Source organism: Stieleria sp. JC731 (genome assembly GCF_020966635.1).
Classification (GTDB): Bacteria; Planctomycetota; Planctomycetia; order Pirellulales; family Pirellulaceae; genus Stieleria.
Map to the genome: position 1 here is coordinate 1,017,877 of NZ_JAJKFQ010000001.1, position 12,212 is coordinate 1,030,088.

Annotated in this window: 11 protein-coding genes; 1 reads left to right on the plus strand and 10 read right to left on the minus strand. The window is 53.8% G+C overall.

The window, feature by feature from the left end; genetic code table 11:
* Positions 1-6: 6 nt before the first annotated feature.
* Positions 7-2,673, minus strand: coding sequence for a secretin N-terminal domain-containing protein (locus tag LOC67_RS03340; protein WP_230261093.1), 2,667 nt, complete (start codon positions 2,671-2,673; stop codon positions 7-9).
* A gap of 338 nt (positions 2,674-3,011) precedes the next feature.
* Complete coding sequence (locus tag LOC67_RS03345; protein ID WP_230261094.1) at positions 3,012-3,848, minus strand: SDR family NAD(P)-dependent oxidoreductase; 837 nt, start codon at positions 3,846-3,848, stop codon at positions 3,012-3,014.
* A gap of 514 nt (positions 3,849-4,362) precedes the next feature.
* Between LOC67_RS03345 and pyk the strand changes: the two genes are divergently transcribed.
* Positions 4,363-5,793, plus strand: coding sequence for a pyruvate kinase (gene pyk / locus LOC67_RS03350; protein ID WP_230261095.1), 1,431 nt, complete (start codon positions 4,363-4,365; stop codon positions 5,791-5,793).
* Positions 5,794-5,851: 58 nt separating this feature from the next.
* On the opposite strand, the gene LOC67_RS03355 is transcribed toward pyk, so the two are convergent.
* The 8 genes from LOC67_RS03355 to thpR form a co-directional block, all read right to left on the minus strand.
* Positions 5,852-6,688 (minus strand): DUF1559 domain-containing protein, encoded by an 837-nt coding sequence (locus tag LOC67_RS03355; RefSeq protein WP_230261096.1) that lies wholly within the window; start codon positions 6,686-6,688, stop codon positions 5,852-5,854.
* A complete protein-coding gene (locus LOC67_RS03360) occupies positions 6,678-7,079 on the minus strand; it encodes a hypothetical protein (protein WP_230261097.1) in 402 nt (133 codons plus the stop codon). Before LOC67_RS03360 ends, LOC67_RS03355 begins: the two co-directional genes overlap by 11 nt.
* A complete protein-coding gene (locus LOC67_RS03365; RefSeq protein WP_230261098.1) occupies positions 7,076-7,621 on the minus strand; it encodes a prepilin-type N-terminal cleavage/methylation domain-containing protein in 546 nt (181 codons plus the stop codon). The genes LOC67_RS03360 and LOC67_RS03365 overlap by 4 nt, the downstream gene beginning before the upstream one ends.
* Entirely contained in the window at positions 7,618-8,088 is a 471-nt protein-coding gene (locus LOC67_RS03370; RefSeq protein WP_230261099.1) for a Tfp pilus assembly protein FimT/FimU, read from the minus strand. The genes LOC67_RS03365 and LOC67_RS03370 overlap by 4 nt, the downstream gene beginning before the upstream one ends.
* On the minus strand, positions 8,085-9,143 hold the full coding sequence (locus LOC67_RS03375; protein WP_230261100.1) for a hypothetical protein: 1,059 nt from the start codon (positions 9,141-9,143) through the stop codon (positions 8,085-8,087). Before LOC67_RS03375 ends, LOC67_RS03370 begins: the two co-directional genes overlap by 4 nt.
* A gap of 11 nt (positions 9,144-9,154) precedes the next feature.
* Positions 9,155-10,219 carry a hypothetical protein gene (locus LOC67_RS03380; RefSeq protein ID WP_230261101.1) on the minus strand — a complete coding sequence of 355 codons (1,065 nt, stop codon included), beginning with the start codon at positions 10,217-10,219 and terminating at the stop codon, positions 9,155-9,157.
* On the minus strand, positions 10,216-11,214 hold the full coding sequence (locus LOC67_RS03385) for a hypothetical protein (RefSeq protein ID WP_230261102.1): 999 nt from the start codon (positions 11,212-11,214) through the stop codon (positions 10,216-10,218). Before LOC67_RS03385 ends, LOC67_RS03380 begins: the two co-directional genes overlap by 4 nt.
* A 378-nt stretch (positions 11,215-11,592) precedes the next feature.
* Positions 11,593-12,165 carry an RNA 2',3'-cyclic phosphodiesterase gene (gene thpR / locus LOC67_RS03390; protein WP_230261103.1) on the minus strand — a complete coding sequence of 191 codons (573 nt, stop codon included), beginning with the start codon at positions 12,163-12,165 and terminating at the stop codon, positions 11,593-11,595.
* Between the last annotated feature and the right edge of the window lie 47 nt (positions 12,166-12,212).

Genomic DNA, 12,212 nt, shown 5'->3' on the forward strand with positions numbered 1-12,212 from the left:
TTGGCTTTAGCGGTCACGTGAACGCGATGAGGAAGCAGAGTTTCGAGAAGAACTGTTGCTGCGTGAGGAGGATGTTGAACGCGACGATGATTGGCCTTCAAACAGTTCTTCGAGAATGGCTCCCATTACTTCGTCGTTGCTAGGCGAGAAAACTTGGACGGTCTGTTCGCCTCGGCGATCGATCACTTTTGCGAGTTGTTCGACCTCTTGGAATAAGTGATCCGGCGCGGTCACGATCAGCGAATTGCTCGGCTCGTGAACGGCGAGCGTCATCTTAGGTTCCAGGTCGATCGCTTGGCCCGCGGCGGATTTGGGCTGCTTTTTATTGTCTGATTTCTTATCGCGATCCTGGCTGTCATTGTCGTTGGGGCGAGGTTGCTGGGGGCGATCGCCGTTGCCCCCGCCTGCTGCCGCTGGGGGACGTGCCGCTTCGACAACTCGCCCGGCGAACGCTTGCCGGATTGCGGCTTCGACGGCGACGGCCCGCGTGTTGACCAGTTCGATCACATGTGAACGTCCGAAGGTTTCGATCTCGGTAATGCTGGATTCCTTTTCGATGATCCGCAGGTATTTTTCGATCCTGCTGACGTCTTCGCCCGTGCCTTGAACGATCAGTCGGTTCAATCGGGAATCGGCAACAACGGTCGCGGTTCCTGCGATCAAAGTAACGGTGCCGTCTCGGTTCGTGATCAAGCTACCAAGCAGCGAACTTGGCGATGACACGGTGGCATTAACCAATGAGTCGGCGGTGACCGCTTCGCTTCCGTCGAGCAATTCGGCGAGCATGCGAATGGCATCAACCGGTCGCGTGTACTTGAGGTAGTAAACGATCGGGTCATCGGTTGAGGATGTTTTCGGGCCGGACAGGGTTTCCAAGTGGTTTTGGAATTGGTCCAAAACGGTTACGTCATCGCACTGAATCAACAGGCCTCGACTGGTCAGTTGGCATTCAATTGCGGTAAGAGTGACGTCGGTTTTGGGGCTTTGCAGGACTTTGCCACGGCCCCCGGCAGATACGTAGTGGTCTGGTGTTTTGCTTTCGAGAATATCCAGCAACTCGCTTCGTTGACCATCTCCGGTTGAGTTAAAGACGACTCGTTCCGAGGGTTTGGAAGCCTGTTCGGATTCGAACAGAAGGATCGGGTTGGGTAATCGCCAGAAGCGAGCGGCAACGGCTAGCGTTTGCCGCGCGTGATCACCGGTAAGCGAAAGCATGCGGACGTTCGCATCGTCGTCCTGTTTCGTGGTCTGATTGTCGAGCCCTTCGACAATGCTTTTGATTTCTTCAATCTGCGATGGTTTTCCACGAACAAACAATCGACGGTTTTCGGGATCGGCGTCGATCTTGGGTGGTTCAACATCGCTGTCTTCATCGTCGTCGTAGATCGACGACAGGTCCAGCATCTCTTCGATCAGTCCGATCGCCACATAGGGATCGACACTGGTTAACGAGATGACTTCGAAGGTTGCCGTATCGGCAGCGAGTTGGGCTACCGCATCGGCGATGTCTTTTTGAACTTTGGGTGGTGCAAGAGCAACGATCGTGCCCGCAGTCTCATCTTTCGATAGGCGGATGTTTTGCCCCGAAAGCAACGTTTGTAGAACGTCGTAGGCGAGATCAACATTGCCGCCGATGACTTCGTGTGCTTGTAGGGTTGCGTCTGCGTTTTCTTCGACCATCGATTCATCGACGACATCGATCGATTCGACCAGACGCTCGATCAGTTTTACTTTGTCTTCGACACCGGTGACGAAGATGCTTTTTCCAAGAACATCCGATGACAGGCTAACATCGATACCGATCATTTCGCCAGTCGCCAAGCCGAGGTGCGGGCGAGCGACCGTCAGAACGTCTTCTGCATTGACGTGTTTGAGGCTAAAGCTTTTGACAACCGTTCCGTTATCCATCGTTGATGGCTGGAACGATTCTAAAATCATTTGGACGCTGGTTAGCTTGGCAACGGTATCGGTTACCAGCAATTGATTGGTCTTGCTAAATACCGCCGGTTGCATCATCAGTTTGATGGCCGAAAGCTCTTCGACCGCATCTTCGGCGTCGAGCGGTCCGAGAGGAAACAAGCATTTGACTACATCGTGCTTGGGACGCGTCTTCAGGTCGGCGGGACGGACCAGTTCTGCGAGCGAGTCAAGTTGCTGAAGGCTTCGCGGATCACTCAAGTTGATTACCGAAAGCAGGTTTCCGCTTCGCACCAACGTGTGACCTTGAGGCAGCAAGAACAAATTGATTCGATCGATCGCTTCTTGATGCGTGAATGATTTAGGGTCGCTGTAGGTGAAGCTTCCCGCGGGGACCGAGTCGACATGAAGTGCCAGCCCAGCTTCGTCGGCGATCCAGTTGATGACTTCACGCCAAGCGACACCATTAAACGAGAAACGTACGTTCGTTGATGGTGCAGTCGTCTGGCGGTCGGTTGGCTGGTTTGCAGCAGGAACCGGCGACTGAATCGATTGCTGTGCCGCTTGCTCCGAAGGCTCCACATTGGGATCTTGGCCGTAAGCCTGAACCGAACCGATGGTCCAAAGGGCGACGGCAAGAGCAGGCAAAATGACAAGAGCAGGCCAAATGCTGGTGCGATGCATTGTTTGCAAGTCGTGGTAGGGAATAAAGTCTGGGAAGTCGCTGGCGAGTATGACCAACAAAACCAGGCACACCAGACAAATCTACAGTGATGATCGAATCAAACGCTCACCCTTGGTGGCCGAGTCGATCGTATGCCAAACGGTTGGCAGGTGGGGTGGGGGGCGGCCAAGTTGGGGCCGCAGGCGGGATGTCAGCAGTATACTCGCTTGTCTAGATTCTGGCGAGCGAGATCGCTGACGATGGCGAATTTCACAGATCGGGCTTTCTTGTTCACCAAACGTTGTCGCGAAAAGCCTCTTTGGTCACAGCGATGTAATCCAAGTTCCAAATAGAGCGATGTGGCTTCTAAAAGGTCAGATGGCCACTTCCTCCAAGAGGATCTCCGTTTACCAGCTGCCGCGAGTTTTTGCTATCGAGACTTGCTGCTGGTAAATTTCAATAGCAGCCAATCGCCAAGCCGTGGCAGCCCGTTTCCCAGCGTGATCAGCAAACGCATATAGCCAGGAAGTACGACATCCGGGCGACGTTTAATAACAGATTGATAGACCGCGTCGGCAACGCGTTGCGGATCAAGTCCTTTGAAATTCGTGCCGCCGCCGGGTGCAGCAGCACTTTCAGGCAGAGAGCCGCCGGTCCGATCGGCGTAGCGTTGGCCGGCATCTGGGCGGCGAATCGGACCCGGGCTGACCAAGCCAACATGAACGCCTTGCTCGCGCAATTCCAGCCGCATTTGCTGGGTCAATCCTGACAAGGCGTGCTTTGTCGTGTTGTATCCACCCAAATAACGAGCCCCAACTTTTCCTGCCAGCGAACCGATGTTGATCACGCTTCCGTGTGAGTCTCGAAGCAGTGGAAGCATCGCTTGACTGCAGATCAGCGTTCCGACGACATTCGCATCGATCAGTTCATGGATTCGTTCCGCGGTCAATTCCATTGTCAATCCGCGGTCGCTTGCACCGACGCAGTTGACCAGCACATCGAGATGCCCCCAACGTTCCTTGATGTCGTCAGCAAACTGAGCGCAGTCGTTTGATCGCGTCACATCACCCACGCAGATCAGTACCTGATCGAGATCGTTTGGGGCGATAAGCTTCGCTGCTTCCTGAAGGCGGTCAGCGGTTCGTCCAGCAACGGCAACGCGATATCCATGCGAAGCAAACGTCTTCGCGATGACCAAGCCCAAGCCAGCTGATGCACCAGTCACAAGAACGACGGGCGGTTGAGGTTGGTGGAGTTCCTGAGGCATCAAGCGAGTTTGGCAGAGAAGGGCAGAGAAGGGCAGAGCAGTGGAGTCCGATTAACGGATCGGCCCTAAAGCCAGTTTATCCGTATTCGGTCGAGATGTTAGAAATCTTGGTTACCCATCAAGCTATGCACCAGCCCACACCCATGCGGGCCAACGAGCCGATTGGCTATAGAGGCAGTTGCCGGTGAAGGGTTTAGCATCGAAAGGGCCAGCCGCATGTCAGTGAAACATTGTAAGTGTTCGAGAAAAATACTCAAAGACACCGAGTCGCTTTCCCAAGCCCGTGTGGAAGGGCCCCAAGAAAGGCTGCCCGAAAGACCCATCGAAGACGGTTTGGGATTTTGAACCAAAACTTCATTTCCGAGGGTGACGCTGCAAGTCACGAATGCCGCAGGGGCGTTTAAGTTTGCAATCGGCCACTGCAATGGGAGGTCAGGCGGGTCGACGATTGCGAAAAGTCATGACCAGGGTAAAACTTGCGGCGAACACTTGTCTATTCGCTTTGGAAGAATGAATGATGCCGCGTCCCGCGATTCACCAGTCCTGCACGAAGATCGTTGCTACCGTCGGTCCTGCGTGTGACTCCCCCGAACAATTGGCGGAGTTGATCAAGGCAGGGGTGGATGTATTTCGGATCAATACAGCGCACGGAAAGATCCCCGATCACGAGCAAAAACTGAACGCGATTCGTGCCGCGTCTGACATGGTCGGCAGCCCTGCGGGAGTCTTGTTAGACCTTGCGGGACCGAAAATCCGTTTAGGTGAATTGCTAACCGACCCATTGCAGTTGGACATCGGTGCGGAGCTGACGTTTATCCGTGACGGCGAACCGGCGCACGACCATGAGGTCACTGCGAATTACCCCAAGTTGATCGCTGAGTTGGAAGCCGGAAATGTTGTGATGTTGGCCGACGGGATGGTCGCACTGGTTGTCGAATCAGTCACCGAAGATCGCGCCGTTTGCCGAGTCACCGCGTCTGGTGAGGTGCGTAGCCGACAAGGAATCAACCTTCCAGGTGTCCGCTTGTCTGTTTCTTCGATGCAGCGAAGTGACATCGCCAACGCGATGTGGGCAGCCGAAAATGGTATCGACTTTATCAGCCTGTCGTTCGTGCGGAGCGCCGAAGATGTCTATTCACTAAAGAACCTTCTGAAGGCGCATGAATGTGATGCATTCGTGATCGCGAAAATTGAGAAGCCCGAAGCGCTTGAGCAGCTCGAAGAGATCGTCGATGCCGCCGATGGCATCATGGTTGCTCGCGGTGACTTGGGGGTCGAAATTGATGTTGCCGAAACACCGATGGCTCAGAAGCGGATCATTCAGGTTTGCAAAGAGAAAGTCAAACCGGTGATCGTGGCGACACAGATGTTGGAATCAATGCACCATAATTCCACGCCGACGCGGGCCGAGGCAAGCGATGTTGCCAACGCGATTTTGGACGGGGCAGACGCATGCATGCTCAGTGGTGAAACCGCGGTCGGGGATCATCCGGTCAAAGCGGTCGAGGTCATGAGCCGGATCATGCGAGTGACCGAACGCAACTTGGTTCACGAGATCAACCACTCGGTCAGCCACTGCGTGCATCCAACAACGACCGCCGTGACCAACGCGGCGATCAGTATTGCCGAAGCGATCGATGCGGCGATGATCATCATCGCGACCCGATCCGGTGGCACCGCTTGGGTTAAAAGTAAATCGCGTAGTTCAATCCCAACACTTGGCGTCAGCGACTGCCCTGCCACCTTGCGACGAATCCAGTTGTTCTGGGGAATTCGCCCGGTAGGGATCGAGAAGATGGCCAGCCCCGCAGAAATTCGAATGAAGATCTGCGAATGGGGAAAGGAAAACAACCAATTGAAAAAAGGCGATCGTGTGGTGTTCGTTACCGGAAGCGGTGTTGTCGAAAAGGCACACAATTCCGTTGTCGTTCATACGGTTGAGTAATTAACTCTGCAGGACACCGATCGCAAGTCACGCGCACCTTGCGATCGGGATGTCACGCTTATCTGTCTTGGTCAATCAGCTGATCGTCGGCGCGATGGCCCATGTAGCGATAGACTTGTGGGTCAATTCGGTTGGACAAAAAGACCACGGCCCCATCGGCAAGCGCGAATTGAGCACCACCGGCGTGATGACTTGCAAATCCGCCGACTTCAGTGACCGGCTGGCTCCGTTCATCAAAGGGATCTGATTCGATCAGATTGAACTTGTCAGTGTTGCGAAGCGTCGCACGCGTTCCGCTGACCCATCCCAAGGCATCTTTGTCTCCCAACGTTTCGCCAAGCATGATCGTGTTGGTGGAACCATCGGTAATGTCTGAAAACCGCGTGTCGCTATTGAGATAGAAGATCCCGTGGTTGTCCGTGTCGATCTGGGTTTCCCTGTCGTTGTGACAACCGGCATAGTGGCTTGTGCCAACACGGGGCGTTAAGTTCAATCCGTACTCGTGTGGGTTTGATGGGCAGAGAAAGTACTGTATCCGATGCTCACGGACCTCCGCATTGGCCGGATCGTAAACGCTCTTGTCAAAGTCCAGCTTTTTGAAGGCGACATGCTGTTCAATGTAGGGCAGGATTTGAGTCATCCAGCCGATATGTTTTCCGCCACCCACTTCGCTGCGAATTGGACCTTCGTCGTCAGTAACGCCAGGAGGAAGGTGGTCCATCGAAAATTCAAAGTGATGGCACGACAAAGCGATTTGCGCCATGTTGTTTGAGCACGACATGCGGCGTGCCGCTTCACGAGCGGCTTGCACAGCGGGGAGCAATAGACCGATCAGAATTCCAATGATCGCAATGACAACCAGCAATTCGACCAGGGTAAAAGCACTACGTTTCATCTTTGGCACTCAATTGAAATTGATAGGACTGTTGTGTTAATTGTGGCGAAGTTCCCAGATGGGCTTTGATCGACACCACCAGGTTTTCGTCAACCTGGATTTCCGCGATTGCAGGAATGGTTTGTCCTTGGAAGTCGATCTCCGTTTCCCAGGATTCGCGTGTGAATTGGTTGTCGGCGCGATACTGTTTGACCGAACGAAGGATTGCCGCATCAAGAAACCGTTCGGTCTGCAACACTTGGTGACGCAATTTGGTTTCGCGACGAACGCGGTTTGCTGAATACATCAATGACAAGCAGAGGGAGATGACCACGACCATGCATGCGAGAACGCAGACGGTGATCGTGCCACGGCGATTCGTTGGACGCTTCGACCGGTGATGGTGGATCATGAATCGACCTCTGCGTTTTGGTATCGCAGCCGAAGTCCTGCGATGGCTTGAACCGTTCGCCACAGAGGAGCTTTCAGATGGGTGTGCGAGTTCAAGGTGAAAACGTCCAGCTTGACGCTTTCGGTTGCTTCATCAACTTCGAAGTGCGCAGACCTGGGCAGTTGCCATTGGTATAGTTCGCGAGCGAGCACACCGGTTTCGCTGCGGTGTTCCACTGCGATCCTTTGTGATTTCGATTCATAAGTAACAGTGCTTCCATCTTGAAGCCGGATGACCAGTTTTTGATGGGGCGTGTCGGCGAGCTGTTCGAGGGTGACTTCGGACGCAAGGTGAATCTGACTGCGAAGCTGACCCGAAAGCATGAAGAAACGCTGATCGTCAGTGATTCGGTGCCGACTATTGGTCGCCCATTGAAACGATTGTTGAATCAAGTTGGTGGAAACCATCAGGACGATACTGCTAATCGATATCGAGATCACGACCTCGCGGAGCGTGAATCCTTTGGAGCGTCTGTTCCTTGTAAATTGTCTCGCTGGTTTCATGATGGATCCTCCTCGGAGGAAGCCGTCGATGGCGTGTTGGTGATCACCACGACCCAACCGACCAGCTTGATCGGAGGAGGATCGCCGAGGCGTGTCCAGTCCAGCGATAGCTCGATCCTCTGTTCACCATTGACCGTACGGAGTTCTCCGGAAATCGATGCGTCGGGAAGCTGTCTTGAAACGGACTGATCAACGACAAGCTTTTCCATCGCAACTTGACGATCCTCTTTGTCGAGTGCGATCAATCGGTCGAGCTGCGCCGACAGTTCGTCTGTAGCGAGTTGGTAACGCTGGGCGTCTTTCCAGACTCGGATCGAGCGAATTGCCATGGGCGTTGCGATTGCCATCAGCGAGACAATCAAGCCAATCGCCGTAACAACTTCCAACAACGCAAATCCGGGACGTCGTCGAATGCGGTAGGCCATTCGTTCGCTGGTCTTGGTCGGTTTTGATGAAAGCGATTTCATAGTGCAAGCACCAGTGATGTGAGTGACTGAAAGACGGCTAGCACACACCAGCTGACGGGGATCGCAACCAAGAGCACCGGCAGAAACTGAAGCACCCGAACCCACTGCATTCTGCGAGCTTCCGCTTGTGATCGCATCTGAGACGTTAGCTGAAGCAACGCCCAACTGCGGATTCGATCATCGGACAGTTTTGCCAAGTGTTGTGTTTGGCCATGGTCAACCAGTCCAAGGCTAGCCATGGCCTGCCAAGCTTCGGCATCGGATCGCGATTGGTTGCGAACATACAACAGTTTTTTGCCGGTTGGGCGGTGAGAATGATATTGTGCCGCCGCGGTCAAGATTGGTGCCAGCGGAACCTGTTGCTCTGCGGCAAAGGCGAATAGTCGAAGAAGCGAGGCCTTTTCTTGACATGACGATCGACGTAACCAACGCAAGGGGCGTCGCGAAGTGATGTAGCGGCGAAAGTCATCGAACAGCAGTAGGAACGCAAAGCCAACTCCCAAAGTCAGGGCGACAGGCAAGGCCCAAGCTGTGTTGCGAACGAGTTGGGAAAGCAGTGCCATTGCGGGAGGTAGCTGCAAATCAAAATCATCAAAAAGGCTGAGGATCGAAGGAAGGATAAAGAGATAGATGAAAACGATGACCAGTGCCGAAGTCAGCATCATGAAGATCGCGTAGCCGACCGCGCTGTTGATTCGTCCGTCGCGGCTGGAGCGATTGAGAAGTTCTTCATGGTCCAACATGAACCGCAAGACTTGTTCGGTAGATGCGATGTCGCTTCCACAGCGGACAAGAAGCGTGTCGTCTTCTGGTAGGATTCCGTTGCAATGGTTTAGGGCGGTACCCAATGGGCTTTCCGCTTTAAGCCAGAACGCAAGTTGTTCTAGCCTCCGGCTGTAGCGACCACGATACTCAGAGGCAAAATTCAGAGTGACAGTCGATGCTGGAATCGCTTTCGCATAGGCGACCCACAGAAGCCTGGTCAACGCGTGCCGGCGCGTATCCAGAGAATCGCCGTTGAATCTGTCCGGTAGGAAGTTTCGTATGTTCTTCATGCGAGATCGGATCAAGACGACAGTGACGTGACCAAAGACAGTAACGGTGAAAGCAACGCGACCACGACAAATCCGACGAGCATCGCAACACCGACGATGGTCAACATTCCGATGAACATCGAAAGAAGACTTGATTGATTGAATGCGAGTTCTTGGTAGTTTTGGGCTAAGGCTCGCAGCATCGTTGTGTCTTGTCGGGAATCAGGTATGCCATCAGGTGGCGATTGAGTTGACGCGAGTTCGATCGCAAGTGCGAGGTTAGCTGGGATCGAAATGATTTCGGTCGATCGCACTGATCGACCGGTGCGTTCGTGTTCGGAGTACCGCTGTGCCAATTCGGTGATCCCGAAAAACAGTTGCGTATGGTTGACGCAAACTCCCGCGATGAACAACGCATGTGAAGTTGGCAGCCCTTCCTCGATCATTTCAGCAAGCTGGATCGAAAGCTTGGCAAGATGCTGTTTCGGAGGTGAAGAAATCCAAGAGTGGCGATTGGACCAATCATGAAATAGAACGCCGCGTTTGATCATTGCGATAACCGAAATGAAACCGGCGATGGCAATCGCACCAAGCGTTATCGGGACAATAACATGCGATGTGACCACCTCGGAAATCGAGATCAGCAATCGAGTTGGCGCCGGGACCAAGATGCCAAATTCACGGAACATGTCGGCAAATGGCGGTACCACGAAGAAACAGATCAATATGCCGAGCAAAGCGGCAACGGTGGAGATCGCGATCGGGTACGCGAGGAAACGCAATCGCTGTTGGCTGACAGCGCTTTGATAGGCGGCCTGTTCGGCAAGGATCGAAGTCACATCGGCTGATCCGGTATCCGAGCGCAAGGTGAGCAGCCAGTGTAGGTTCGGGTACTCCCGGACAAGACTAGGGGCATCGGTGTCGTTGGCAACGGCGGTTGCCATTTGTTGAAGTCGATGACGCAGCGTTGCATCGGGAACCGAGTCGGCGATCGAGTTTAAACGCGATTCCCAATGTTGGTCTTCGGATCGGATTTTGGTGATCCGGTCATGAAGTGCGGCATAACGCCGTGCGGTATCCAATACGGCTTCGCTCATGGCGTGGCCTCGATCGCAGTCGGACTAGGCGAATGGTTGGTCGTCGCGGATAGGGGCGTTTGGAATGATTCCACTGGGTAGGCAGAGATCGAATAGAAGGTGTCGATCCAGGGAACGAACAGCAACAGGGAGATTCCCAAGACGATGAGGCTTGCCAGTGACAACCCGACGATCTGGGGCAAACGCATCATTTTGAAGTTGCGAGTGTACTGGGCAAGAAACCCGTACATTCGCACGGTGCGGGTCAAGCTGTTGCGACGGTAGGCGACCGAATTTGAATTCTCGCGATCGAACAACTGTTTGATCATCGGGTCACCAGCGGCTTGAGAATCGACCAAGCGCTGGGCGAGTTCTTGATCGATTCCCGAATCGACGAGAGCCAGTATGCGCTGAGCGTTTGATTGTTTTTGCAGCAACTTTCGATGGTCAGTTGCCCCAGGAAGCCGGTTCGCAATCGCCTTTGTCGACTTTCGCCATGCGATCCAGCCGATGATCAGGAGTGCTGGAAATCCCAGTACCCATACCGCTCGCGTTTCCATGATCAGGATTAGCAATTCGGTAACCGAGCCGGGTTGCGATCCCAGTTGTCGATGTTGGGCGACGATCGTGGGCGTCGTTATCGAACTGAGAATGATCAGGACGAAGAAGCTTAGTGACATGACGACGATCGGTTCCACCATCGCTACGCGAAGTGGCAACGCTGATTCCTTTGCCGCACGCGGTTCGATTGCCAAAGACTCGAACACGCTTGCAGGGTTTCGCGTGACCAACAACGCTTCTGCGATCGAACGATATCGCGACGGCAGGTTTGACTCTGAAAGGAACGCCCCCAGTTCCAAGTCTCGACCGGCCAATGGGATCAACTGGGTGTTAATCTGAATCAGTTGGTCAATGCTCGAATCACCGAACCCAAAGTCCAGCGGGATCCCAAGTTTCAGCACTTCGATCGCATGCTGATTGAGCGAAATCAATCGGTCTGCAGGATAATCGGGCATAGCAAAAAAGGGGTCAGGGCTCTTTTTCGGGGAGCACGTCCGGGGATCGGTACCTGAAAGTCACTTGCTGGCACCCCGTCGTTCCGAAGTCGGGGGAACACCCGAAGGCAATTGAGAGAGGGCTACCGCGTCTGGTTTGCAGCAAGCGATGTGGAAGAGATGCGCAGCGACCACGCATTTATTTAGAGAAGAGACAATTTCCAGAACAGAAGACATCTGGAGGGCGAAACGCTTCAGGTCTCGCCCAGGGACGTCAAGAACCCGGATCGGTCAAGAATCCGGGGCGGCATGGACCCCTGCGTAGCAAGGAGTTCGGTCGGTCAGAAACCTCGCTCGCGGGGATTGAAGACTGGACCGAGATGGCTGAAGTCGCCGCGACTACTTCAGATCAATCGTGTCCATCACCTGGTAGGTTGGCCCCTGTTTGTCCAGAAAACTGGCCATCAGGTTGACTTCATCGACCACCATTTCGCCAAGATTGGTGTCGCTGAGTTCTCTCATCGCTTCGGTCAATTCTTCGCTCGCTCGCCCGCCTTTGCTGCGGGATCGTCCCAGCGTCAGATGGGGGCGATAATCCCTCGGTTCTGGTTTGAATCGGAGGTCTGCCAATTTCAATTCGAGCTGGGATACCATCTCGACCAGCAGCCCCGAGGGGTCTTGAATACCTGCGTACAGCACGCGAGGTTTTTCAATGTTGGGAAACCCACCGGCGCCAGAAAAATGGAGTTCGAAGGGTTCGATCTCGCAAGTCACACTGCGAATCGCTTTGCAGACATCGTGGATTTCGACATTGTCAACTTCGCCGAGGAACTTCAGTGTCAAATGCAGGTTGTCGATCGGAACCCACTTGATTCCACTATCGATGGGTTTGAGTTTCCGAATGATCTTTCCTGCCGCGGATGTGATTCCCGGGGTGATGGGGATGGAAATAAAACTGCGGATCGTTTGCATAATGTTATTGAAGTTCTTGGCTTGTCGTCTTTGGAATCACCAAAGCG

Bases quoted from the DNA above. Each gene is read 5' to 3' on its own strand.
- LOC67_RS03360 (WP_230261097.1), bottom strand. From the start codon at position 7,079: ATGATCCACCATCACCGGTCGAAGCGTCCAACGAATCGCCGTGGCACG.
- LOC67_RS03385 (WP_230261102.1), bottom strand. From the start codon at position 11,214: ATGCCCGATTATCCTGCAGACCGATTGATTTCGCTCAATCAGCATGCG.
- LOC67_RS03370 (WP_230261099.1), bottom strand. From the start codon at position 8,088: ATGAAATCGCTTTCATCAAAACCGACCAAGACCAGCGAACGAATGGCC.
- LOC67_RS03355 (WP_230261096.1), bottom strand. From the start codon at position 6,688: ATGAAACGTAGTGCTTTTACCCTGGTCGAATTGCTGGTTGTCATTGCG.
- LOC67_RS03365 (WP_230261098.1), bottom strand. From the start codon at position 7,621: ATGAAACCAGCGAGACAATTTACAAGGAACAGACGCTCCAAAGGATTC.
- pyk (WP_230261095.1), top strand. From the start codon at position 4,363: ATGATGCCGCGTCCCGCGATTCACCAGTCCTGCACGAAGATCGTTGCT.
- LOC67_RS03375 (WP_230261100.1), bottom strand. From the start codon at position 9,143: ATGAAGAACATACGAAACTTCCTACCGGACAGATTCAACGGCGATTCT.
- LOC67_RS03380 (WP_230261101.1), bottom strand. From the start codon at position 10,219: ATGAGCGAAGCCGTATTGGATACCGCACGGCGTTATGCCGCACTTCAT.
- LOC67_RS03345 (WP_230261094.1), bottom strand. From the start codon at position 3,848: ATGCCTCAGGAACTCCACCAACCTCAACCGCCCGTCGTTCTTGTGACT.
- thpR (WP_230261103.1), bottom strand. From the start codon at position 12,165: ATGCAAACGATCCGCAGTTTTATTTCCATCCCCATCACCCCGGGAATC.